The organism is Bradyrhizobium sp. TM239, from assembly GCF_036247985.1.
Taxonomy (GTDB): Bacteria; Pseudomonadota; Alphaproteobacteria; order Rhizobiales; family Xanthobacteraceae; genus Bradyrhizobium; species Bradyrhizobium ottawaense.
This window is the reverse complement of sequence record NZ_BTIR01000008.1, coordinates 414,654-438,926: the sequence shown is the minus strand read 5'-3', so window position 1 is coordinate 438,926 and position 24,273 is coordinate 414,654. Positions and strand designations below refer to the sequence as shown.

Genomic DNA, 24,273 nt, shown 5'->3' with positions numbered 1-24,273 from the left:
AGCGGCCTTCGGGCAGGGCGGACAGCTTGAGTTCCCGCTTTGGGCCACGGGGTCCGCCTTATGGAACTCTTTCGCCGCGTCTGCGTTGTCTTCGCATGACTGAAGACCTTTCCTTCCGACGCAAACCCCTGACCCCCGAGCAGCGCCAGGCGCGCGATGCGGCACGCCGGATCGAGGCCGAAAAGGCCATGCGCGACCATGAAGAGGCGCAGAAGGCGTTTTACGCCAACAAGGAGCGGCTGAGGGCCGAGCGGCTGGCGCGCGAAGCGGCGGAAGCGGCGGCGGCAAAGGCCTGATCCAGCCCGGGCCCCGACGGCAATCTTCTGACGCGATCTGTCCGGGCGATGCCGCCGGCTAATGCCGATTGGACATCCGTGTCGCGCTCCAGGCCAGCATCAGCGCCTGGACGGCCCCTGTGAACGCGCCGCGGGGCGATCGCGCCTCGATGGCTTCGGCTGCGATGCGGCAATCGTCGGCGACCTTGAGCAGCCCGCTTCGCGCGAGGTCCAGGGTGGAGAGGGCGGCCTGCTCCAGGCAGACCCGTTCAAGCCGTCGAAACTCCCGCAGCTCTTTGTTCATGCGTCAGCTCTCGGTGTGCCCCAAGCCATGCGGCGCTGAGTCTGCTTAACGGGTGGTAAACGATCTCTGCCTAGCCGGGTTGGCTGGCGCCGGGCTTGTGCGGGCCGTGCACGCGCCCGGCGCGGGACGCATCGGCAGGCTTGACGGCGTCTTCCTTCCGCCGGAAGCTTCAACTGATCCCAACTGACGTGAAGCACGGAGACGTTCGCCCCCGGCCAGTCCGACACCCATCAGCGAAAAGCGCAAATGGAGCTGACCATGACCACCTTCGACAAGCGCGAGCAGGGCTTTGAGGCCAAATTCGTCCACGACGAGGAACTCATGTTCAGGGCCGCCGCCCGGTCCAGCAAGCTGCTCGGGCTCTGGGCTGCAAGCCGGCTCGGTCTCAGCGGCGATGCCGCGGCCGGCTACGCGACGACGCTGGTGACGGACCATCTGGACAACCGGACAATGGACGAGGTGCTGGACAAGGTGTCGCGTGATCTCGCCGCCACCGGCCTCGCGCGCGAGCAGGTCGCGGCCAAGTTTCAGGAATGCCTGCACCAGGCCATGCAGCAGCTTGAAACAGACAGGTGAAGAGGCCGCCGGGGGCCTGCTTGCGCGCGGCGGAGTCTCCGAGCCTGTCGACATAGGCAATGCCGATCGCCGAGACGACGAAGGTGAGATGGATCAGCACTTGCCACATCACGCCGGTCTCGGTGAAGCCGGCGCGGTTCGAGCCGAGATTGCCGGCCTCGATGAAGGTGCGCAGCAGCGCGATCGAGGAGATGCCGATGATGGCCATGGCGAGCTTGATCTTGAGCACGCTCGCATTGACGTGGCCGAGCCATTCCGGCTCGTCGGGATGGCCCTGCAGGTCGAGCCGCGAGACGAACGTCTCGTAGCCGCCGACGATCACCATCACGAGCAGGTTGGAGATCATCACGACGTCGATCAGCGCGAGCACGCTCATCATGATCTGCTGCTCGGTGAGATCGATCGCGTGCCAGGAGAGATGCCAGAGCTCCTTGAGGAACAGCACGATGTAGACGCATTGCGCCACGATCAGCCCGAGATAGAGCGGCAGTTGCAGCCAGCGCGAGCCGAAGATGATCATCGGCAGCAGGCCCAGGCGCGGCGAGGGCGAACGGGGTTCGGCACGAGGTTCGGATGGGGGTGAAGGCTCAACCGACATTCAGGCTGCATCCTCGCAATCGAAACGATCTCGCCTTCCTCTAGCCCGGCAACATGGCCGGCGGAAGACGCCGCGCACGTCTCACCTTCGGCGGATCGCGCCATTTCGTGCTAGCGTGCCCGCGCGGCGGTCGCACGACGGCCCGGATCTGGAGGGCGGGAAGTGACGAGCAGCGGCTTTCGCAGATGGTCCGGCGGGATCGCGCTCGCTGGCGCGATCATGATCGGCGCCGGCTCCGCGGAGGTCTCGGCGACACCGCTGACGCCGTTTCGCTACGAGGCGCAGGCGCAGCGTCATTGCCCGCACGACAAGGTGGTCTGGCTCGACTTCAGGAAGGGCATCTACTACCGCAAGGGGCAGAAGCGGTACGGCCAGGGGTTCGACGGCAGCTTCGTCTGCCTGAACGAGGCCCGCGACGGGCGCTATCGCCGCTCCCTGCTGGGGCTGCGCTGAGCGGCGCGCGACGCCGGCTATTTCTGCGCCGGCAGCCTGACCGGCACGTGCGGGGAGGTGCTGATGACGCGGGGGCTTCCGTCCGGATAGGTGCGATCGCCGCGGATCAGTGATTCCAAAACCAGGAAGAATTTCTCGGCAAGCATTTGCGTCACCCTTGTTGGTGATGGCCTCTGGAAATGTGTCGAGGCACCGGACGCGGAAATTCAATCAACCGAATGGGAGCGGGCATTGGCGCATGCTGCGCCGCGGTGGAGCTGTGCCGGAGAGGAATGAAGCGGGGCTCAGGCGAAGGCCAGTGCCACGAGGCTCGAGCAGAGCAGGACCAAGCCGCCGGCGGTCAATACCAGGAAGCCGTCAGATACCAGGTCATGGTTGCGCATGTGACACCTGCCGCTCTCGTTTTCGATGCTCGGTCGGATCGATCAAAATTGTCCGAACGCGCCGCTTGAAAGAGGTGATGCTTGCCGATCGCGCGAGTGCCTCAGGCCCTCGTGCGATAACCTTCAAACGCATGGGCCAGGAAGATCCCCGCGCTTACCAGACCCATCAGTGCCGAAACCGTCTCGATCATCGTTAAATTCCAAATCCCGCCCTTGCATCCGAGAGAACGCGTGCGACCTTGCACAGTCAAAAGAATTCCAGTGAAGGCAGCGACAATGGGGGTGGAGTGAGGATTTGGCGCAACAGAATGTCCGGCCGTGGCACAGAGCAGGCGCTATCGCTCCGTAGAACAACGGAAAAATGCGAACGTCCTGTTTACCATCCCGGCGGGATCGCTGTGGGCTCCCCATTTCCGCCGTGTTCGGGTTGCGTTATCGTTACCGCTTCCGACGCGGTGGTGGGCCGCCTCGGATTAAAGGACCGGACAGCGCTCCCCGTCGCCAAAGCGGGTTGGGTACGCCTCCGGCAAAGTGGTATTTGGGGCGCATGGGGATCCGACGGTCAGATTCGGTTTTGCGGGCCACACGCGGTGTTGCGGCGGTCGCAACCTGCCTTGCGCTTGCCAATTGCGCCTCCTCGAACAAGTTCGCCAGCCGCGTCGATCCGAAATACGGCGTGTCCTCGAGCCCCCGGGTCGTGGCGTTGGGGGATCCGGTCCCGAAGGGCGGCGGCACCTACCGCGTCGGCAAGCCCTATGTCGTTGCCGGCCGGACCTACGTGCCTGAGGAGGACGTCAACTATCGCGCCGAGGGCATGGCGTCCTGGTACGGCGATGACTTCCATGGCCGCCTGACTGCCAATGGCGAAGTGTTCGACATGACCTCGCTGACCGCGGCGCATCCGACCCTGCCGATGCCGTCCTATGCGCGGGTGACCAATGTCTCGAACGGCAAGTCGCTGATCGTGCGCGTCAATGACCGCGGGCCCTATCACGGCAACCGCCTCATCGATGTCTCGAACAAGGCCGCCGAACTGCTTGAATTCAAAGGCAATGGCGTCGCCAAGGTCCGCGTCGAATATGTCGGCCGGGCGCCGCTCGAAGGCTCCGACGACCGCCAGCTTCTGGCGACCCTGCGCACCGGCGTTCCGGCGCCGTCGCCCTCGATGGTCCGGGTCGCCTCGGCCAAGCCCTTCGTACCGGAATTGCCGGGATCGAGCCGCGCTGCCATTCGCGGCGACGTGCCGATGCCGGAGGGGCGGCCCTATAATCTCGGCACCACCTCCGCCGACATGGCCTCGCTCAACGCGACCTCGGAAATGTCGGCCTCGAGCCGCAGCCGGGGCCGGGCGGTCCACAACGCGCGCGCCGTGTCCTATGACGAGGACGGCCGCTATGCCACCGAAAGCGCTCCGTCTGCCGCCTACGCCTCGGACGGCGCCGCAGAGGCCCGCAGCATCCTGAGCGGTCGCGGGCTCTACTAAGCAGGCACCAGGCAAGCAAATCCGGCTGGCGGCGTCGCGCTTGCCGGCTCGTCGTCATCTCCCGGGATCAGAACGGGATGCGTGCGCGTCCCGTGAACGTCCATATCTGCGTGTTGCCGCCGATGCCGCCGAGCTCGGCGCCGAAGCCGACCGTGGTCCCACTCGCCAGCCTGGCACCGATGCCGCCCGTAACCCGCGCCGACCAGCCCTGGAGCAGCGGTGTGGAGGCCAGCGGTACGCCACCCGCAGCGACGATCGCAGCCGCGTCGTCCTGGGTGAAGTAGTAATCGGCATAGACGCCGGCATAGGGCGCCAGCAGCACACTATCGAGCCACGGCACGGGATAGGAGATCCTGTTGCCCGCAGACGCGCGGCCGCTCGAGAAGGTGCGGGCAGCCTGCTGGGTGCCGAGCGAATCGACATAGGCGTTCTCACGCTCCCACAGCGCGTACACCTTGGCCGACGGCTCGATCGTGAAATTGGCCCAGTTGTAGGTGCCGGTGAATCCGGTCGCGAACATCCAGCGATTGCCGTTGAAATTGCCCTGCGCCGTGCCGGCGGTGCCGTCATAGCCGATGCCGGAATAGGTCACCGCCACGTCGTAGCGCAGCGTCGGGATGATCTTCCAGCCGAGATAGGCGCCGACAGTCCACCCGGACACAACAACATGATGCCGACCGTCGTCGCCAACTACTGCATCTGCTTCAACGGCATTTTTCCGTCACCGGGCTAGGCCGCCCGCGTACTGGGCTCGTCTCAAGGAAAGCAACATGTCAAATCCCTACGTCGGCGAAATTCAGGCGTTCCCGTTTGCCTTTGCGGTTGGCGGCTTCAACAATGCCTGGCTGCCGTGCTTCGGACAGCTTGTCGCCGTTCAAGCCTTCACGCCGTTGTTTGCGCTGATCGGCACCAATTACGGTGGCAACGGCACGACTAACTTCGCTTTGCCCAATCTCAACGGCGCGGTCACGATCAGTCAGGGTACCGGGCCGGGATTGCAGCCGCGCGTCGTCGGCGAGTCCATCGGCAGCTCCCAGGTCAGCCTGATCGGCGACAACATGGCGATGCACACGCACGCGCTGCAATTGGGCAGCAACGCTGCGCAAAATGCCGCGCCCGGTCCTGGGACGGGAATGAACATGGTCGCGCTCAATCCGGTGTTCAACGGCTTCGTGGATCCGCCCGGCAATCTCACCTTTTCGCCCAACGCGGTCACGTTGACCGGGCAGGGCCTGCCTCACGACAACATGCAGCCGACCCAGGCCTTGATCATGTGCATTGCCTACGCGGGTATCTTTCCGAGCTTTCCATAGCGCCCACCCATGATCGACGGCGGCGCACCGCTCGACATTGTGCCCGGCGATCCGGATTTGCGACTGCGGTCAGCCGATCCCGGTGATGAGCCGTTCACGCGGCAGCTGTTCCGTGAGGTCAGGAGCAGGCAATTCATAGCCGCAGGACTGTCCGGGCCGATCCTCGAGCAGGTCGTCGAACAACAATTCCGCAGCCAGACGGCCGGCTATGCCGCGCAGTTTCCGAACGCGATCTCGTTGATCGTCACACGAGACGGGGGGGCGATCGGTCGGCTGCTGCTTCATTGCGCAAGAGAGCACTGGCACATCATCGACATCGCACTGCTGCCGGCCGCTTGCGGTCGCGGCGCCGGCACGAAGATCCTCGGCGCTCTCGAAGCGAGCGCTCGGCAGCAGGGTGTCGGCGCGCTGACGCTCACGGTGCTCGCGAGCAATGTGAGGGCGCGCCGGCTTTACCTGCGGCACGGATTTGTCGAGCGTGGGGCTGCGGGCGCCGCGTACATTGCGATGAGAAACGATATCGGCTAGCGCGCCGACGCTTGGCGCAGGAACTTCACCAGCGCAGCGTTCACCTCATCCGGCCGTTCCTGCTGCACCCAATGGCCGGCGCCCTCGAGGATCAGCTTTTGCTTCAGGTTGGGCAGCACGCGCTCGAGCTCGTTGACGCGCTTGGCGCCGATCAGGCCGGTGATGACGGCGTCCCTGGAGCCGGCGATGAACAGCGAGGGCTGATGGATCTGCGCGTCCTGCCAGGGCGCCGTCAGCTCCCAATTGCGATCGAGGTTGCGGTACCAGTTCAGCCCGCCGTGAAAGCCGGACTTGCGGAAGCTTTCGGTGAAGTAGGCCAGATCCGCCTCGCTGAGCCAGCCGGGCAGCGGTTCCTCGGCGGTCGCGTGGCTGAGAAAGCCCTTGCCTTCCTGCACGAACATGGCGGCGGTGGGATCGGCGAGGCCGCGTCCGCCGAGCACGATGCGCATGGTGCGGGCGACGTCGCGCTCGAGCTCGGCCTCGGCGACGCCGGGTGCCTGGAAGTACTGCCAGTAGAAATTGGTGACGCCGCCCTGGCGCAACAGGTCGAGCGGCTTGCCGCGGCCGCGGAACGGCGGCGGCACGCTGAGGCCGGCGACCGCCGTGAAGATGTCGGGCCGGAACAGCGCCGCGTGCCAGGCGACCGGCGCACCCCAATCGTGGCCGACCACCATCGCCCTGGTCTCGCCGAGCGCCTGCACGAGGCCGACCACGTCGCCGACGGTGTCGAAGATCGAGTAGGCGGCAACGTCAGGCGGCGCGGCGCTCTGGCCGTAGCCGCGCATGTCGGGGGCGACGACGTGAAACCCGGCTGCGGCGAGCGCGGGGATCTGGTGGCGCCAGGAATAGGACAGCTCCGGCCAGCCATGGCACAGCACGACCAGCGGACCCTGGCCGGCTTCGCGGATGAAGAGATCGATGCCGTTGGCCTTGATCAAGCGGGTGGGGGACATCGCTTTTCCGCCTTGTTTCAGGGGTTTGGTCGAGAAACATAAGGCGCCACGATAGGGGCGCGGCGAGAATCGTGCAATCTCTGGGCAGGCGTCCAACCCCCCGCGTTGTTCGCACCGATTCCAGCTGTTAGAACGCTGCTCTCAGGGCTTGACCATGGCATGTCGTCTTCCTTCGCTACGTCGCACCCGGTTCACCGCCGGAGCGCTGGTGCGCGGGCTGATCGCGACGGCTCTGGTCGTGGGCATCGGCTGGAGCGGGGCGCTTCTGGCCGCCAACCAGAGCATCCAGGGGGCCAAGAAGCCGGACGATGCCGGCTTCGACGGCGATGCCCCGACCGCGATCCTGATCGAGGCCTCCTCGGGCAGCGTGCTGTTCGAGAAGAACGCCGACGAGCTGCGCGCGCCCTCCAGCATGATGAAGCTGATGACGGCGGAGGTCGTCTTCAATGCCATCAAGAAGGGCGACATCAAGCTGACCGACGAGTACCGGATCAGCGAGAATGCCTGGCGCCGGGGCGGGGCGCCGTCGGGCGGCTCGACCATGTTTGCCGCCATCAACAGCAAGGTCTCGGTCGACGATCTCCTGCACGGTGCGATCATCCAGAGCGGCAACGATGCCTGCATCGCGCTCGCCGAAGCCATGGCGGGCAACGAGCGGATCTTCGCGGCTGACTTCATGACCAAGCGCGCCCGCGAGCTCGGCATGACCAAGTCGACCTTCGGCAACTCCAACGGCTTGCCCGACCCCGCCAACAAGATGACGGTGCGTGAGCTCGGCGTGCTCGCCCGGCACATCATCCTGGACTTCCCCGAATTCTACAAACTGTTCGGCGAGAAGGAGTACACTTGGAACAAGATCCGCCAGCCCAACCGCAATCCGCTGCTCAGCTCGATGGAAGGCGCCGACGGCCTGAAGACAGGGTACACCAAGGAAGGCGGCTACGGCATGGTCGGCTCGGCGGTGCAGAACGGCACGCGGCTGATCGTCGTCGTCAACGGATTGGAAGATCCCGAGGATCGCGCCACGGAAGCCAAGAAGATGCTGGAATGGGGTTTCCGCAATTTCGAGACCCGCACGCTGATCGCGGCCGAGCAGCCCGTCGGCTACGCCAAGGTGTTCGGCGGCGAGAGCCGCTCGGTCAGGCTCGTCGCCAAGACGCCGGTGAAAGTGATGGTGCACAAGAACGGCAGCGACAAGCTGATCGCGCGTGTCGTCTATAGCGGTCCGGTGCGTGCGCCGGTCGAGGCGGGCCAACGGGTCGGCGTGGTCAAGGTCTGGCGCAGCGGCAACATCGCGGTGGAGACGCCGGTCTATGCGGCCGAAGCGATCGGCACCGGCTCGACCGTGCGACGCGCGATCGACGGCGCCAGCGAGCTCGTGATCGGCATGTTCCGCGCAGGCGCCGAGAAGCTCTGATCATGAGTGACAGCGCGCTACAGCGGCCGTCCGGACGCGGACGCTTCATCACCTTTGAAGGCGGCGAGGGCACCGGCAAGTCGACCCAGATCAAGAAGCTTGCCGACCGTCTCAAGGCAGCAAAGCTCCGCATCCGTGTCACGCGTGAGCCGGGCGGCTCGCCGGGCGCCGAGATCATGCGTCATCTGGTGCTGTCGGGCATGGGCAAGCTGCTCGGCCCCGAGGCGGAGACGCTGCTGTTCGCCGCCGCGCGCGACGACCATGTCCGCACCGTGATCCTGCCTGCGCTCAACCAGGGCACCTGGGTGCTGTGCGACCGCTTCGCCGACTCGACACGGGCCTATCAGGGCAGCCTCGGCCAAGTGCCTGAGGGCCTGATCAACGCGATGCAGCGGGTCACGATCGGCGATCTCAAGCCGGACCTCACCATCATCCTCGACCTGCCGGTCGAGATCGGCCTGCAGCGCGCCGCCGCGCGCCGGGGCGGCGGCACGCCCGACCGGTTCGAAGGCGAGAAGCTCGGTTTTCACCAGGGCCTGCGCGAGGCCTATCGCAAGATCGCCGCGGACGATCCCGCACGCTGCGTGCTGATCGACGCCAATTCCGACCCTGACACGGTCGCAGGCCGTGTCTGGACGGCGCTGCGCGAGCGTCTTCTTCCGACGCCGGCCTCGGTGATATCAGCATGAGCCCGCGTCAGACCGAGCGCGAAAGCGCCATTCAGCATCCGCGCGAGACGAGCCGCCTGTTCGGCCATCGCGAGGCCGAGGCGGCTCTGCTGACGGCCTATCGCAGCGGGCGAATTCCGCATGCCTGGCTGATCGGCGGGCCGCAGGGGATCGGCAAGGCGACGCTGGCCTATCGCATGGCGCGCTTCGTGCTCGCCCACGGCCAGCCGCTCGCGCCTTCCGTGCAGCGCGCCGAAGACCTCGCGATCGATCCTGATGACGCCGTGGCGCGGCAGGTGGCGGCCGGCTCGCATGGCGGCCTGCTGACGCTGGAGCGTACCGCCAACGACCGCGGCGTGATGCGCACCGTGATCACCGTGGACGAGACGCGCGAGACGATCGGCTTCTTCGGCTCGACTGCCGCGGCGGAAGGCTGGCGCGTCTGCATTGTCGACACCGTCGACGAGCTCAATCCGAACGCGGCCAACGCGCTTCTGAAGATTCTCGAGGAGCCGCCGCAGCAATCGCTGTTTCTTCTGGTGAGCCACGCGCCCGCGCGCGTGCTCGCCACGATCCAGTCGCGCTGCCGCAAGCTGCGCCTGCGATCCCTCGCCACGGACGATGTGATCGGGGCGGCGGCGTCGGCCGCCGAGCTCGATCCGAACGATCCCGCGCTGCGCGATGCCGCGGATGCCTCCGAAGGCAGCGTTGCACGGGCGCTGACGCTGCTCGGCGGCGATGCGCTCAAGCTCCAGCAGCGCACGGCGGCGCTGCTCGCGCGCCTGCCGCAGGTCGATCCGCGCGAACTGCACACGCTCGGCGATTCGCTCGGTATCAGCGACCGCGTCGCGCTCGCCGCCTTCATCGACGGGATCGATCGCTGGATCGCGGAACGCCTGCATTCGGACGAGGCCAATGCCAACCAGAACCTGCCGCGCCTTGCGCGCCTAGCTGAGGTATGGGAAAAGATCGTCCGCGCCGCGCGCGACACCGAAACCTACAATCTGGAGCGAAAGCCCTTGGTTTTCTCGGTGTTCGGCTGGTTGGCGGACGCAACGCGCTAAAGCATGATCCGGAACAGTGCGAGCGGCTTTCCGAAAGATCATGCGCAAATCAATAATCGAACTCAGGTTCGTTTCCAGATTTCGAGAAGTCGGTAAAGGAATTCGTCGTGGCAACGCCAGCTAAGAAAACCGCAAAAGGCAAGGGCCGCAACAAGGCTGCGAAGAAAGCCGCAAAGAAGGCCGTGAAGGCACGTGCGTCCAAGGCCAACGCCAAGGCGGCCAAGAAGGTCAAGAAGACCAAGAAGGCCACGGCCAAGAAGGGCGCGAAGAAGAGCGCCGTGAAGACGGCAAAGAAGGCGGTCAAGAAGGCTGCGAAGAAGCCGGCTGTCTCCAAGAAGGCTGTGAAGCAAGCCGCCAAGAAGCCAGCCAACAAATCAGCCAAGACCCTCGCCAAGTTACCTGCGAAGACGGTGGCCAAGAAGGCGAGGGTGGTCGCGCCTGTGATCGCAGCGCCGGCCCCCGCCGCCACGCCGCCGAAGGCTGCCAAGCCGAAGGCCCCGCGCGCGCCGAAGCCCGCTGCAGCTCCGCAAGCCGCAGCGCCCGCAGCCGCACCAAAGGCTGCCGCGCCCGTTGCCGCCCCCGCCCGCGACAACGTCTTCTACATCACGACCGCGATCGCTTACCCCAACGGCAGTCCGCATATCGGCCATGCCTATGAGGCGATCGCGACCGACGTGCTGGCGCGCTTTGCGCGGCTCGACGGCAAGGATGTGTTCTTCCTGACTGGCACCGACGAGCATGGTCAGAAAATGGTTCAGACGGCGGCCGGCGAGAACATGGCTGTCTCTGCGCTCGCGACCCGCAATGCCGGTCGCTTCAAGGAGATGGACGAGCGTCTGAACGTGTCGTTCGATCGCTTCATCCGCACCACCGAAGAGCAGCATCATCGCTCCAGCCAGGAGATCTGGCGGCGCATGGAAGCGAACGGCGATATCTATGCCGACATCTATGCCGGCTGGTATTCCGTGCGTGACGAGGCGTACTACGCCGAGGACGAGACGCGCTTGAACGATGACGGCGTCCGGCTCGGCCCGCAGGGCACGCCGGTTGAATGGGTCGAGGAGAAGAGCTATTTCTTCCGCCTGTCGGCCTACCAGGACAAGCTGTTGAAGCTTTATACGGATCATCCCGATTTCATCGGGCCGGATTCCCGCAAGAACGAGGTGGTGAGCTTCGTCAGAGGCGGCCTGCGTGATCTCTCGATCTCGCGCACCACCTTCGATTGGGGCGTCAAGGTGCCTGGCGACGAAGAGCACGTGATGTATGTCTGGGTCGACGCGCTGACCAACTACATCACCGGCGTCGGCTTCCCCGATGAGAGCGACAAAAACTGGCGCTATTGGCCGGCCGATGTGCACATCATCGGCAAGGACATCATCCGTTTCCACGCGGTGTATTGGCCGGCGTTCCTGCTGTCGGCCGGCATCCCGCTGCCGAAGCGGGTCTATGCCCACGGCTTCCTGTTCAGCAGGGGCGAGAAGATGTCGAAGTCGGTCGGCAACGTCGTCGATCCCTTCAACCTTGCCGACCAGTACGGCGTCGACCAGGTGCGCTATTTCTTCCTGCGCGAGGTACCGTTCGGACAGGACGGCAACTACAATCACGAGGCCATCGTGGCCCGCATCAATGCCGACCTCGCCAACGATCTCGGTAACCTCGCGCAGCGTTCGCTGTCGATGATCGCCAAGCAGCTCGGCGGCGTGCTGCCCGAGCCCGGCGAATTCAGCGACAACGACAAGGCAATTCTGGCGATGGCCGACGGCATGGTCGCCGCGTCACGCGCGGCCATGGCAACGCAGCAGATCCATCACTGGCTCAACGCCGTCTGGGCCGTGGTGGCGGAGGCCAACCGCTATTTCGCGGGCGAGGCGCCGTGGGCGCTCGCCAAGACCGACCCGGCCAGGCAGAAGACGGTGCTCTACGTCACCGCCGAAGTCGTGCGCCAGATCGCGATCCTGGCCCAGCCCGCGATGCCGACCGCTTCGGGATTGCTGCTCGACAGCCTCGGCATCCCGGACGGCGAGCGCAACTTCGCCATGCTCGGCGGTGCCAGGCGCATTGCGCCCGGCTCGACCTTGCCGGCGCCGACGCCGGCATTCCCGCGCTATATCGAGCCGGCAGCCTAGGACGTTTGCGCGATGCTGGTCGACAGCCACTGCCATCTGGATTTTCCGGACTTCGAGGAAGATCTCGACGGGATCGTGTCGCGAGCACGCGCGGCCGGCATCGGCCGTATGGTCACGATCTCGACGCGGGTGCGAAAGCTCGATCAGCTTCTCGCCATCGCCGAGCGCTTCGACGACGTCTATTGCTCGGTCGGCACTCATCCACATAACGCGGATGAGGAGGACGGTATCGCGCCGGACGAACTGGTTGCGTTGACGGAGCATCCCAAAGTCGTCGCGCTCGGCGAGGCCGGGCTCGACTATTTCTACGACAACGGCTCGCCTGAGGCGCAGGCGAGGGGCTTTCGCGCCCACATCGCCGCCGCCCGCACGACCGGCCTGCCGCTGGTGATCCACACCCGCGAGGCCGACGAGGACTGCGCGCGCATCCTGGAAGAGGAGGCGGCCAAGGGGGCGTTTCGCGCCGTGCTGCATTGTTACACCGGCGGGCGCGAGCTGGCGCTGAAGGCGGTGTCGCTGGGGCTTTATGTCGGATTCACGGGCATCCTGACCTTCAAGAAGTCGGAGGCCCTGCGTGCGCTTGCGGCCGAACTGCCGGCTGACCGTATTCTGGTTGAAACAGACTCGCCCTACCTTGCGCCCGGCAAGTTTCGGGGCAAACGCAACGAGCCGGCCTATGTGGCCGAGGTCGCAAAGGTGCTGGCCGAGACGCGCGGTGTGTCGTTTGACGAGATCTCGCGCCAGACCAGCGAGAACTTCTTCCGCCTGTTCTCGAAGGTGAAAGCTTGAGACTGGGAGCCGCATGACGCTGACGCTGACGATCCTGGGCTGCGGCTCCTCCGCCGGCGTGCCGCGCCCGGCACTGGGCTGGGGCGCCTGCGATCCCAACAATCCCAAGAACCGCCGCCGCCGCTGCTCGCTGCTGGTGGAACGGACCTCCGAGCACGGCACCACGCGCATCCTGATCGACACCTCGCCGGATTTGCGCGAGCAATTGCTCTCGACCAATGTCGATCACATCGACGCGGTGTTCCTGACGCATGAGCATGCCGACCAGACTCACGGCATGGACGATTTGCGTTCGGTCGTGATGCACATGCGCCGGCGGATCCCGACCTATTTCAACCAATCGACGGCCAAGGACATCCTGTCGCGGTTCTCCTATTGCTTCATCTCGCCGGAGGGCAGCGACTATCCGCCGATCCTGACCCGGCATTCGATCGAAGCGGGCGAAAGCCAGACCGTTCTGGGGAAGGGCGGCGCCGTGACGATGACGGCCTTCCTGGTGCAGCACGGCAACATTCCCGCGCTCGGCTACCGCATCGGGGATGCGGCCTACACGCCCGACCTCAACGACATTCCGCGCGAGAGCTGGGGTGCGCTGGAAAATCTGGACCTCTGGATCGTCGACGGCCTGCGCTACACCAACCATGTCAGCCATTTCAGCATCAATGACGCGCTGTCCTGGATCGAACGGTTCAAGCCGAAGCGCGCGGTCATCACCAACATGACGGCCGACGTCGATTACGAAGTCATCCGGCAATCGCTGCCCGCGGGCGTCGTGCCTGCTTTTGACGGGCTGCGGCTGGAGACGCACTGAGCGCACCGGCCTGGCGCGATACGGCCTCGCCAGCAATGGAGCGGGAGCCTCAACGCTGCCGAGACTTCTCGGCGCCGCCGGCGTCGATCCGCATTTTGAAATGGGAATTCAGCTCAGTCCGTAATCGCCTTCGCCGATCCCGCTTCGTTGCGCAGCAGGAATTTCTGGATCTTGCCCGTGGACGTTTTCGGGATGGGCCCGAACACGACGGACTTCGGCGCCTTGAAGCCCGACATGTGGCTGCGGCAGAACGCGATGATGTCGGCTTCGCTCGCGCTGGCGCCGTCCTTCAACTCGACGAAGGCGCAGGGCACTTCGCCCCATTTCGGATCGGGCTTTGCCACCACGGCGGCGAACAGCACGGCCGGATGCTTGTAGAGGATGTCCTCGACCTCGACGGAGGAGATGTTCTCACCGCCGGAAATGATGATGTCCTTGGAGCGGTCCTTGATGATGACGTAGCCGTGCTCGTCGAGGACGCCGAGATCGCCGGTGTGAAACCAGCCGCCCTCGAAGGCTTCCCTGGTCGCCTTCTCGTTCTTGAGATAGCCCTTCATCACGATGTTGCCGCGGAACATGACCTCGCCGATGGTCTCGCCGTCGCGCGGCACTTGCCTCATGGTCTGGGGATCGATGACAGTGACGCCTTCCTCGAGCGGGTAGGGCACGCCCTGCCGGCGCTTCATGCGCGCGCGTTCGGCAGGCGGAAGCTCGTCCCAGCCGGGCTGCTCGGCGCAGACGGAGGCGGGGCCGTAGACCTCGGTCAGGCCGTAGACGTGGGTCAGCTTGATGCCGATGTTTTCGGCGCCTTCGAGCACCGCGACCGGCGGCGCGGCGCCCGCGATCAGGCCGACGACGCGGCGCGCGGCGTTGCCCTTGGGCGCATCGGGGGCGTTGATCAGCGTGTTGTAGACGATCGGCGCGCCGCACATGTGGGTGACGCCGCGGCTCTTGATCAGCTCGAAGATTTTCGTCGGCTCGACCTTGCGCAGGCAGACATTGATGCCGGCGGCCGCCGCGATGGTCCAGGGGAAGCACCAGCCATTGCAATGGAACATCGGCAGCGTCCAGAGATAGACCGGATGCTGGCCGAGATTGCCGGCAAGGATGTTGCTGACGGCGTTCAGATACGCGCCGCGATGATGGGTGACGACGCCTTTGGGATTTCCGGTCGTGCCCGACGTGTAGCTCAGCGCGATGGCGTCCCACTCGTCCTGCGGCAGGATCGCCGTGAAAGCGGGATCGCCTTCCGCAACCGCCGCCTCATATTCGATCTCGCCCATGCGCTGTCCGCCCTTGAAGGCGTCGTCGTCGACGTCGACGACGAATGGTTTCGGGCCGGTCATCTGCGCGAGCGCGTCGCGAATGACGCCCGAAAACTCGGGATCGACCAGGATGATTTTCGCGCCGCCATGATCGAGCTGAAACGCGATCGAGGGCGCATCGAGGCGGATGTTCAGCGCGTTGAGCACGGCGCCGGTCATGGGCACGGCGAAATGCGCTTCATTCATCGCCGGGATGTTCGGCAGCATCGCTGCCACGGTATCGCCGACGCCGATGCCCTTGCGCGCGAGCCAGGACGCAAATCGCTTGCAGCGCTCATGGGTCTGCGCCCAGGTGAAGCTGCGTCCCTCATAGACCGTGCTGACATGATCGGGATAGACGGCGGCGCTGCGCGCGAGGAAGCTGAGCGGGCTCAGCGGCACGTAGTTGGCTGGGGTCCTGTCGAGGCCGATATTGTACTGGTTCTGCCGCTCACTCATCGACACCCTCCTTAAGCCGCGCCTCAAAGGAATCCGATCGAGATCCAGGGGAAGATCGCGACGATGATCAATCCCACCAGCAGCGCCAGCAGATAGCCCCAGATCGGCCGGATACCCTCGGCCGGATCGACGCGCCCGATGGCGCAGGCCGCATAATAGCCGACGCCGAAGGGCGGGGCGAATAGTCCGATACCCATGGCGAGAATGATCACCATCGCGTAGTGCACCTCGTGCACGCCGACGGCCCGGGCGATCGGAAACAGCAGCGGGCCGAACAGCACGATCGCCGGGATGCCCTCCAGCACGCTGCCGAGGATGGTGAAGGCCAGGATCGATACGGCGATGAAGGTCGCCGCTCCCCCGGGCAATCCGGTCATGGCCGCCGCCAGCGAGCGCGAGAAGCCCGATTGGGTCAAGCCCCAGGCCATGCCGGTCGCCGTGCCGATGATCAGCAGGATGGCGCCCGACAGCGCCGCGGTCTCGACCAGCATCGGAAACAGCCGCGACCAGTCGAACCGGCGGTAGACGAGGAGGCCGACCAGGGAGCCATAGACGATGCCGATGGTGGAGACCTCGGTCGCGGTCGCGATGCCCTCGACCACGGCGTAGCGGATCACGAAGGGCAGCGCGAGCGCGGGCAGGGCGATGACGAAGGTCTTGCCGATCTCGCCGCCCGTGGCGCGTCGGACATGGCTCATGTCCTCGTGGCGGTAGCGCCACCACACCAGCATGCAGAGCGTGATCGCGAGCACGACGCCGGGCAGGAGGCCGCCGGTGAACAGGGCGGCGATCGAGACGCCCGTCACCGAGCCGATCGTGATCAGCACGAGGCTCGGCGGAATGGTCTCGGTCTGGGCTCCCGTCGCTGCCAGAAGCGCGACGAGATCGCCGGGCTTGGCGCCGCGCTGCTTCATCTCCGGAAACAGCACGGGCGCGACGGCCGCCATGTCCGCGGCCTTGGCGCCTGATATGCCCGAGACCAGGTACATCGCGCCGACCAGCACGTAATGCAGGCCGCCGCGGACATGGCCGAGCAGGCTCGCCAGGAACGCCACCATGGCCCGCGCCATGCCGGTCATCTCGATCAGGAGCCCCAGGAACACGAACAGCGGCACCGACAGCAGGATGAGGTGGCTCATGCCCTCGTCCATCCGCCCGACCAGCACCATGACCGGCGTCCGCGTCGTCAGCGCGAGATAGCCGTAGATCGCAAGGCCAAACCCGAAGGCAATGGGAACGCCGGCGAAGACGCAGAAGCCGGCGACGCCGACGAAGAAGATGACGAGGTTGAGATTGCCGAGCGGCCGCAGCAATGGCTCCGCCAGCCAGAACAGGCCGACCAGGACGGCGACCGAGAGCACGGCGGCTGCGACGATCCGGTAATCGGCCGCGCGCAGCAGCCGCAGCAAGGCAAACGCCGCCATCAGGCTGATGCCGGCCGGCAGCGCGGCGGCGCGCCACATATTGGAGATCTGGAGCGCCGGCGTGGTGATGTAGCTCTCTTCATAGGCGTAGTCGCAGGACGGCCAGACGATCAGGACCAGGAACGCCAGCGCCGCGCAGGTGGCGACCAGATCGAGATAGGCCCGCATGGCAGGTTTCGCGCTGGCGACGACCGCGGTCATGCGCATGTGCTCGGAGCGGCGGAACGCAACCGCCGCTCCCAGCATGGCGAGCCACAAGAACAGGATCGAGGCGAGCTCGTCCGACCAGATCAGCGGCCGGTGCAGGCCGTAGCGCGCGACCACGCCGGCGAACAGGATCACGATCTCGGCGACGACCAGGATCGCCGCCGGGATTTCGACGACGAGACCGAGCAGGCGCTCGACCGAAGCCAGCACGGAAGATCGGCGAGGGGACTGAAACGCCGCCTCGCCCACCACTCCGGTCACATCGACCCCGACATGAGCCATGATGGCTCCAACGCGCGTTACGACAGCTTGCCGACGGCCTTTTCCAGGAGATCCCAGGCCTGGTCGCCATACTTGCCCTTCCACTCGGCATAGAAGCCGGCAGTCCGCAGCTTGTCGCGGAACGGCGCCACCGTGGGCTGATTGAAGATCAGGCCCTTGGCCGCGAGCTCCTGCTGCAGATTGGCATTGAGCTTGGCGGTGTCCTCACGCTCCTTGACCGCGGCGGCATTGATGTTCTTGGCGACGACGGTGCGCACGTCCTGCGGCAGCTTTTCCCAGGCTCTGCGGTTGGCCAGGAACCAGAAGCCGTCCCACATGTGGTTGGTCAGCGAACAGTATTTCTGTACCTCGTAGAGCTTGGCGGTCGAGATGATCGCCAGCGGGTTCTCCTGGCCTTCGACAATCTTGGTCTGGAGCGCCGAATAGACCTCGCTGAAATTGATCGAGGCGGGCGCCGCGTCGAACGCCTTGAACATCGAGGTCCACAGCGGCGATACCGGCACGCGGATCTTGAAGCCCTTGAGGTCGTCGGGACCGGTGACGGGCTTGCTCGACGAGGTGGTCTGGCGGAAGCCGTTGTCCCAGATCTTGTCCATGACCTCGAGGCCGGCCTTCTTGATCTCACCGCGGACATGGGCGCCGAGGTCGCCGTCCATGGCCTTCCAGACCGTGTCGTAGTCCGGGAACGCGAAGCCGATGCCGTTGATGGACGCCGCCGGCACCAGGGTCGACAGGATCAGGCCCGACAGCGTGAAGAACTCGACCCCGCCGGAGCGGATCTGGCTCAGCATGTCGGTGTCGGAACCGAGCTGGTTGTTCGGGAAGATCTGGAGGTCGAACTTGCCGTTGGTCTCAGTCTTGATCGCCGCCGCCATCTCCTTGGCGCGGACGTTCAGCGGATGGGTGTCCGGCAGGTTATTGGCGTACTTGTACGTGAACTCGGCGCTCTCTGCGCGGGCCACATGGGGCGCACCGATGCCGCCCAGGACCGCGGTCGCGGCGGAGGCCTTGAGAAGCGTGCGTCGGGAAAAGCGCGTCGAAAAGACCATGGGTCTGCTTCCTCGGAAGGTTTGTTGTTGTTCTGAGACGCAAACCTATACGGACGGAAGGCCTGAAGGTCATCTGCGATCTCGCGAGGCCTCGCTTATTGCAGCCGGACGAGGTCCCGGCAATATCGGCTTTCGGTCAGATGGGCTGGATTCAAAATCTGAAAAACAACCCCATGCACAGTAGCCGTCGAGAACCGGGGCAACGTCGAAGCCCGGATCGAAAATCGCGCTAGGGCGAAGGTGTGGTGACAGGAATTCCGTCTAAATAACTGATCTGATTGTACATAAAGATATTCCATAATATACCTTATGCGAATTACGGATTGGGCTATGGCCGCACGCGGCCTGCCAGTCAGATCGCCTGAGCTGAGCGCCTATCGCCGTACCTGTGCGTCTGTTCCGTGGCCGAAGGACCTGCGGCCACTGCCCCGGCCGGGCGGCCATGCGGCTCTGAAGTGCGGTAGCATTGTTGCCGTAAGCGCGTCACTCCGCCGCAAGCGATCGCAGCCAGGCCAGTCTCGAGATCGCGCGCTCGGCCAGGTGCTGCATGCTTTCGAGGTGGGCTGCGTCGCTCGACCGCTCGGCGCCGTCGAGGTAGCCGTCGACCAGGGCTTCCGCGATCTCCAGTGGATCCTTTCGTTCCATGGAGGCCGGAAAGCTGCCGAGGCCCGCGGCGGCGTCGGCCATCGCGATCGTCTGTTGGCGCATGTCCCGTGTCCGGACCGCGGCCGGCCCACTCAGGCGCTGTTCGATATCGCCAAGTTGAGCAATCAGGCGAAGCTCGAGCCGCCGCGCATCGATTTGCGGCGGCCGAGGTGTCGATGCGTCGGCGCTGCTCCGTTCGTGCTCGTGATGATAGGCGCGGCGCCTCTCCTTCCGCAGGGTCGCGACATGGCCGAGCTCTTCCCTGGCCATCGCCTCGGATGCTCTCTTGATGTCAGGATCCTTGGAATAGGCGGCGAGATAGGACCAGAATGCGAAGGCCCGCTCCTCGTTGCGGACCGCCATGGCGAGCGCGCGGTACGGTGTCATCAGCCGCGATGTCTTGACTTCGGCGGCAGCTTCCGGGGCAAGCGCTTCCGGCGCTTCCCAACGGACCAAAGCGGGATCCGGGCTCTTGCCGCGGCGCGATTGCGACCACTGTGTGACGCTGTCCACGTGCTCGCGCTCGGCGGCGGCAAGTCGCGTGAATACCTCGGCGATATCAGCCTTGCCCTGCCCGCGCATGTCTTGCGCGAGTGATTCGTACCTGTTGGCGGCTTCCTGCTCCATTGCATGCGCTAGCGCAAAGAGCTCGTCGAGAGACTCCAATACACCCGCGGGCTCAGCACTGAGCAATGATGTGCGTAGGAATGGCATACCGAGGACTCCACATGCAGATTTCTGAACCGGTTCCGCGCACGCACAAATCTCAAGAGCGGGGTTGACAGAGTCAGTCGCGCGCGATGAGTGTTGCATGTCAGCGGCGACAAATCATCGAAGAAGATATCAAGGCACGCGCGCCTCTGTCCGTCGCGCAAATCGCATTTGAATCGATATGTTGAAGCGACCGGATGACGAAACCGCCTTCGCAAGGCGTGCAGCGCTAGCGCTCGCAGGCTTGCTGCTGATGTGTCTGACTTATATTTCGCCCGCGTGCGCCGCCGGCGACTTACCGACATACCTGCCGAAGATTACGCCTGCCGAATTTTTCCCGAATGCGGACCGTTTTGGCCCGCCGCAAGGCGATCCGCCCATCGTACCAGTGTACCGCGGCGACCAGCTCCAGGGATTTGTCTTCCTCAACTCCGATTTTGCGAATTCCGTCGGGTACTCGGGCAAACCGATTCACTTGCTGGCCGGGATCGACCCGAAGGGCGTGATCACCGGCATCAAGCTCGTCGATCACAAGGAGCCGATCGTGCTGGTCGGCATTCCCGAGCCCCGCATCGTCGCCGCCATGAATGCCCTGATCGGCAAGGACATGAAGCCGGTCGCAAGTGGTGCCGAGAAGCCGCCGCAGGTCGACATCGTGAGCGGCGCGACCGTCACCGTGCTGGTGATGGGCGACAGTATCGTCCGTGCGGCGTCCAAGCTCATCCGGAGCGGGCGCGTCGGCGGCGGCGACGGTGCGGCGGCTTCGGCAGCCCTGCCCCCTGTCGTCAAGACGCTCGATCTCGCGCGCAGTGACGTGCGCGACTGGGAGAGCCTCGTCGGCGATGGCTCGGTGCGCCGGCTTCATCTCGGCATCGGCGACATCAACGACGCCTTTGCGAAGTCCGGCAGCGCCGCCGCGGGCCAGTATCCCGAACCGGGTGAGGCGAGCGATACCTTTATCGAGCTCTACGTGGCGCTCGTGACCGCGCCCACGATCGGCCGCAGCCTGCTCGGCGAGGACGGCTATCAGCGGCTGAAGGACAGCCTGAAGCCGGGGCAGCAGGCCATCGTCGTCGCCGGCAACGGCCCCTACTCCTTCAAGGGTTCGGCCTATGTCCGCGGCGGCATCTTCGATCGCATCGAAATCCTGCAGGACGGCAACAGCACCCGCTTCCGCGACCGCAACCACACCCGTCTTGGCGCACTGGACGCTGCTGGCGCGCCCGAGTTCAGGGAAATCGGCCTGTTCGTCACCCCGCCTGAATTCACGCTGGATCCGACGCAGCCGTGGCAGCTCCAACTGCTGGTGCAGCGCAGCCTCGGCGGCCGCGACAAGGCGTTCCTGACTTTCGATCTCGGCTACGCCCTGCCCGACGGTTATATACGCCGCGAGCAGCGTGCGGTGACGGTACCGGAGAGCGCGGCGCCTCCAGCCTCGCAGGCCACCGCTGCCGCCGCCCCGCCCCCGGAGGCGGACGAGCCGCTCTGGATGCGGATCTGGCGGTCGAGCACGGTCTCGATCGGTTTCACCGCGGTCATGCTGGCCGCCCTCACCGGCATCTTCTTCTTCCAGAATCTGCTCGTGCGCCGCCCGGTGTTCTACACCTGGGTGCGGCGGGGGTATCTCGCCCTCGTTCTGGTCTGGCTCGGCTGGTACGCAAACGCGCAGCTCTCCGTCGTCAACGTCGTCACCTTTACCAATGCGCTGGTGACGGGTTTTCGCTGGGAGTTCTTCCTCGCCGCTCCGCTGATCTTCATTCTGTGGGCTGCAACGGCCGGCGGGCTTCTGTTCTGGGGGCGCGGCCCGTTCTGCGGCTGGCTGTGTCCCTTCGGCGCGCTGCAGGAGCTCACCAACACGGCCGCGAAATGGCTGAAGGTGCCGCAGATAACGGTGCCGTGGGGGCTGCACGAACGGCTATGGCCGATCAAGTACATCATCTTCCTCGGTCTGTTCGGGCTGTCGCTCTATTCCGTCGACATGGCCGAGCGGTTCGCCGAGGTCGAACCGTTCAAGACCGCGATCATCCTGAAGTTTTCGCGAAGCTGGCCGTTCGTGGCCTACGCAGTCGCCCTTCTCGTCATCGGCCTCTTCATCGAACGCTTCTTCTGCCGCTACCTCTGCCCGCTCGGCGCCGCGCTCGCGATCCCCGGCCGCATCCGAACCTTCGAATGGCTCCGCCGCTGGGAAGAATGCGGGTCACCCTGCCAACGCTGCGCCAAGGAATGCCCGGTGCAGTCGATCCATCCCGAGGGTCATATCAACGTCAATGAGTGCATCTACTGCATGCATTGTCAGGAGCTCTATTACGACGATCACCGCTGCCCGCACATGATCCAGGTGCGGCTCAAGCGCGAGAAATTCGCGGCGATGTCCTCGCCCGCGATGCGCTCAGGCGGCAAGGGTCCCGCGACCGTCATCACCGCCGGGGGCAAGCCTGTCGCGGCGTCACCCGTCGCAACTCCACCACCAAACTGAACCGAAAGCCGAGGAGGCAATCATGAGCGAAAACGAACAGGCAAAGGGCGTCAGCCGGCGAGCAGTGCTCGGAACGACGGCGGCTGCGGCGGGCGTAGGCCTTGCGGGCGGAGTGGCGCTGAAGGACGGCGGCTTCGTCTCGTCTGCCGACGCGCAGACCAAGAACGCAGCTCCGAAAGCGCCGGCGGCAAGGTCGGCCGTGCTGAAGACCGAGGTCGCGCCGGGAGAGCTCGACGAATACTACGTGTTCTTCTCGAGCGGCCAGTCCGGCGAGATGCGCATCATCGGCCTTCCCTCGATGCGCGAACTGATGCGCGTGCCGGTGTTCAACCGTTGCAGCGCCACCGGCTGGGGCCAGACCAATGAAAGCCTCAAGGTTCTGACCGAAGGCATGCAGCCCGCCACCCGCGAATTCCTCAAGAATCGCGGCGGCACGTTCATGAACGGCGACCTCCACCATCCCCACATTTCGTTCACGGACGGCACCTATGACGGTCGCTATGCCTACATGAACGACAAGGCCAACAGCCGCGTCGCGCGGGTGCGGCTCGACATCATGAAATGCGACAAGATCGTCGAGCTGCCGAACCAGCACACGGTCCACGGCCTGCGTCTGCAGAAATATCCGCGCACGGGCTATGTGTTCGCCAACGGCGAGGACGGCGTGCCGCTGCCCAATGACGGCAAGGTCCTCGACGATCCCAAGCAGTACCACTCGATCTTCAGCGCGATCGACGGTGAAACGATGAAGGTGGCCTGGCAGGTGATCGTCAGCGGCAACCTCGACAACGTCGACGCCGACTACCAGGGCAAGTACTGCTTCGCGACCTGCTACAACGGCGAGGAAGGCGTCACGCTCGCCGAGATGACCGCCAGCGAACAGGACTGGGTCGTCATCTTCAACATCAAGCGGATCGAAGAGGCCGTGAAGAAGGGCGACTTCAAGGAGATGAACGGCGTGCCCGTCATCGACGGCCGCAAGGGCTCGGCCTACACCCGCTACGTTCCGGTCTCGAACAATCCGCACGGCATGAACACGGCGCCGGACGGAATCCACATCGTGGCGGCCGGAAAGCTCTCGCCGACCGTGACCGTGATGGACGTCCGCAAATTCGACGATCTGTTCGACGACAAGATCAAGCCGCGCGACGTCGTCGTCGCGGAGCCCGAGCTGGGACTCGGACCGTTGCATACTGCCTATGACGGCAAGGGCAACGCCTACACCACGCTGTTCCTCGACAGCCAGGTCTGCAAGTGGAACATCGACCTCGCCAAGCGGGCCTTCAAGGGTGAGAAGGTCAATCCCATCCTCCAGAAGATCGACGTGCACTATCAGCCGGGTCACAACCATTCCTCGATGGGCCAGACCAAGGAGGCCGATGGAAAGTGGCTGATCTCGCTGAACAAGTTCTCGAAGGACCGCTTCCTGAACGTCGGGCCGCTCAAGCCGGAGAACGACCAGCTGATCGACATTTCGGGCGATCAGATGAAGCTGGTGCACGACGGCCCGAGCTTCGCCGAGCCGCATGACGCGACCATCGTCCACCGCTCGAAGATCAACCCGATCTCGATCTACGATCGCGCGGATCCGATGTTCGCCGATGCGGTCAAGCAGGCCAAGGCGGACGGCATCAATCTGGAGGCGGATTCGAAGATCATTCGCGACGGCAACAAGGTGCGCGTCTACATGACGTCCACCGCGCCCGCCTATGGCCTCGATCAGTTCCAGGTCAAGCAGGGTGACGAAGTGACCGTCTTCGTCACCAACATCGACGCCGTCGAAGACCTGACGCACGGCTTCTGCATCGTGAACTACGGCATCCAGATGGAGATCGGCCCGATGGCAACGGCGTCCGTGACCTTCACGGCCGACAAGGCGGGTGTCTACTGGTACTACTGCTCGTGGTTCTGCCACGCCATGCACATGGAGATGAAGGGCCGGATGTTCGTCGAACCCAAGTCGGTTTGACGTCGG

At 64.9% G+C, this 24,273-nt stretch carries 21 protein-coding genes and 2 pseudogenes; 14 read left to right on the top strand and 9 right to left on the bottom strand.

From position 1 onward, the window contains the following. Positions 1–95 precede the first annotated feature (95 nt). Entirely contained in the window at positions 96–296 is a 201-nt protein-coding gene (locus AABA84_RS15820; RefSeq protein ID WP_212249428.1) for a hypothetical protein, read from the top strand. A 58-nt stretch (positions 297–354) separates the two neighbouring features. Here AABA84_RS15820 and AABA84_RS15815 read toward each other — a convergent pair whose 3' ends face one another. Then, complete coding sequence (locus AABA84_RS15815; RefSeq protein WP_212249427.1) at positions 355–579, bottom strand: hypothetical protein; 225 nt, start codon at positions 577–579, stop codon at positions 355–357. 258 nt (positions 580–837) lie between these two features. Here AABA84_RS15815 and AABA84_RS15810 point away from each other — a divergent pair, with 258 nt between their 5' ends. Next, positions 838–1,155, top strand: coding sequence for a DUF1476 domain-containing protein (locus AABA84_RS15810; RefSeq protein ID WP_212249426.1), 318 nt, complete (start codon positions 838–840; stop codon positions 1,153–1,155). 13 nt (positions 1,156–1,168) lie between these two features. Here AABA84_RS15810 and AABA84_RS15805 read toward each other — a convergent pair. Beyond that, a pseudogene (locus AABA84_RS15805) lies at positions 1,169–1,753 on the bottom strand (TIGR00645 family protein); the annotation flags it as partial. A 162-nt stretch (positions 1,754–1,915) separates the two neighbouring features. Between AABA84_RS15805 and AABA84_RS15800 the strand changes: the two are divergent. Continuing rightward, a complete protein-coding gene (locus AABA84_RS15800; protein ID WP_212249424.1) occupies positions 1,916–2,206 on the top strand; it encodes a hypothetical protein in 291 nt (96 codons plus the stop codon). A gap of 17 nt (positions 2,207–2,223) precedes the next feature. Here the strand turns inward: AABA84_RS15800 and AABA84_RS15795 are convergent, their stop codons facing one another. After that, entirely contained in the window at positions 2,224–2,352 is a 129-nt protein-coding gene (locus tag AABA84_RS15795) for a hypothetical protein (protein ID WP_018320480.1), read from the bottom strand. Positions 2,353–3,136: 784 nt separating this feature from the next. Between AABA84_RS15795 and AABA84_RS15790 the strand changes: the two genes are divergently transcribed. Continuing rightward, entirely contained in the window at positions 3,137–4,072 is a 936-nt protein-coding gene (locus AABA84_RS15790) for a septal ring lytic transglycosylase RlpA family protein (protein WP_212249423.1), read from the top strand. Between the two features lie 67 nt (positions 4,073–4,139). Here the strand turns inward: AABA84_RS15790 and AABA84_RS15785 are convergent. Continuing rightward, positions 4,140–4,727, bottom strand: a pseudogene (locus AABA84_RS15785) (autotransporter outer membrane beta-barrel domain-containing protein); the annotation flags it as partial. Positions 4,728–4,842: 115 nt separating this feature from the next. On the opposite strand from AABA84_RS15785, the gene AABA84_RS15780 reads away from it, so the two are divergent. Continuing rightward, positions 4,843–5,385: a phage tail protein gene (locus AABA84_RS15780; protein WP_212249422.1), complete on the top strand. Its 543-nt coding sequence runs from the start codon at positions 4,843–4,845 to the stop codon at positions 5,383–5,385. Positions 5,386–5,394: 9 nt separating this feature from the next. Then, positions 5,395–5,913, top strand: coding sequence for a GNAT family N-acetyltransferase (locus tag AABA84_RS15775; protein WP_338312468.1), 519 nt, complete (start codon positions 5,395–5,397; stop codon positions 5,911–5,913). On the opposite strand, the gene AABA84_RS15770 is transcribed toward AABA84_RS15775, so the two are convergent. After that, entirely contained in the window at positions 5,910–6,866 is a 957-nt protein-coding gene (locus tag AABA84_RS15770; protein ID WP_338312467.1) for an alpha/beta fold hydrolase, read from the bottom strand. The genes AABA84_RS15775 and AABA84_RS15770 overlap by 4 nt on opposite strands. A 154-nt stretch (positions 6,867–7,020) precedes the next feature. Here AABA84_RS15770 and AABA84_RS15765 point away from each other — a divergent pair, with 154 nt between their 5' ends. The 6 genes from AABA84_RS15765 to AABA84_RS15740 all read left to right on the top strand — a co-directional run bounded on the left by AABA84_RS15765 (position 7,021) and on the right by AABA84_RS15740 (position 13,741). Continuing rightward, a complete protein-coding gene (locus tag AABA84_RS15765; protein WP_212249420.1) occupies positions 7,021–8,283 on the top strand; it encodes a D-alanyl-D-alanine carboxypeptidase family protein in 1,263 nt (420 codons plus the stop codon). Positions 8,284–8,285: 2 nt separating this feature from the next. Beyond that, a complete protein-coding gene (gene tmk / locus AABA84_RS15760) occupies positions 8,286–8,972 on the top strand; it encodes a dTMP kinase (protein ID WP_212249419.1) in 687 nt (228 codons plus the stop codon). After that, positions 8,969–10,015, top strand: coding sequence for a DNA polymerase III subunit delta' (locus AABA84_RS15755; RefSeq protein WP_338312466.1), 1,047 nt, complete (start codon positions 8,969–8,971; stop codon positions 10,013–10,015). Before tmk ends, AABA84_RS15755 begins: the two co-directional genes overlap by 4 nt. A 107-nt stretch (positions 10,016–10,122) precedes the next feature. Then, on the top strand, positions 10,123–12,141 hold the full coding sequence (metG, locus tag AABA84_RS15750; RefSeq protein ID WP_338312465.1) for a methionine--tRNA ligase: 2,019 nt from the start codon (positions 10,123–10,125) through the stop codon (positions 12,139–12,141). Positions 12,142–12,153: 12 nt separating this feature from the next. Next, a complete protein-coding gene (locus AABA84_RS15745) occupies positions 12,154–12,930 on the top strand; it encodes a TatD family hydrolase (protein ID WP_338312464.1) in 777 nt (258 codons plus the stop codon). A gap of 13 nt (positions 12,931–12,943) precedes the next feature. Further along, entirely contained in the window at positions 12,944–13,741 is a 798-nt protein-coding gene (locus tag AABA84_RS15740) for an MBL fold metallo-hydrolase (RefSeq protein ID WP_028144641.1), read from the top strand. Positions 13,742–13,854: 113 nt separating this feature from the next. Here AABA84_RS15740 and AABA84_RS15735 read toward each other — a convergent pair whose 3' ends face one another. From AABA84_RS15735 to AABA84_RS15720, 4 genes are all read right to left on the bottom strand, one after another. Further along, positions 13,855–15,504: an acyl-CoA synthetase gene (locus AABA84_RS15735; RefSeq protein WP_338312463.1), complete on the bottom strand. Its 1,650-nt coding sequence runs from the start codon at positions 15,502–15,504 to the stop codon at positions 13,855–13,857. Positions 15,505–15,527: 23 nt separating this feature from the next. Next, on the bottom strand, positions 15,528–17,417 hold the full coding sequence (locus tag AABA84_RS15730; protein ID WP_338312462.1) for a TRAP transporter large permease: 1,890 nt from the start codon (positions 17,415–17,417) through the stop codon (positions 15,528–15,530). Positions 17,418–17,434: 17 nt separating this feature from the next. After that, a complete protein-coding gene (locus tag AABA84_RS15725; protein ID WP_338309216.1) occupies positions 17,435–18,466 on the bottom strand; it encodes a TRAP transporter substrate-binding protein in 1,032 nt (343 codons plus the stop codon). Between the two features lie 483 nt (positions 18,467–18,949). Next, positions 18,950–19,825, bottom strand: a complete 876-nt coding sequence (locus tag AABA84_RS15720; protein WP_338312546.1) for a ferritin-like domain-containing protein — start codon at positions 19,823–19,825, stop codon at positions 18,950–18,952. 250 nt (positions 19,826–20,075) lie between these two features. Between AABA84_RS15720 and AABA84_RS15715 the strand changes: the two genes are divergently transcribed. Both AABA84_RS15715 and nosZ read left to right on the top strand, forming a co-directional pair. Next, positions 20,076–22,298 carry a 4Fe-4S binding protein gene (locus tag AABA84_RS15715; protein ID WP_338312461.1) on the top strand — a complete coding sequence of 741 codons (2,223 nt, stop codon included), beginning with the start codon at positions 20,076–20,078 and terminating at the stop codon, positions 22,296–22,298. 22 nt (positions 22,299–22,320) lie between these two features. Next, positions 22,321–24,267: a TAT-dependent nitrous-oxide reductase gene (gene nosZ, locus AABA84_RS15710; protein ID WP_338309218.1), complete on the top strand. Its 1,947-nt coding sequence runs from the start codon at positions 22,321–22,323 to the stop codon at positions 24,265–24,267. The last annotated feature ends 6 nt before the right edge of the window (positions 24,268–24,273 follow it).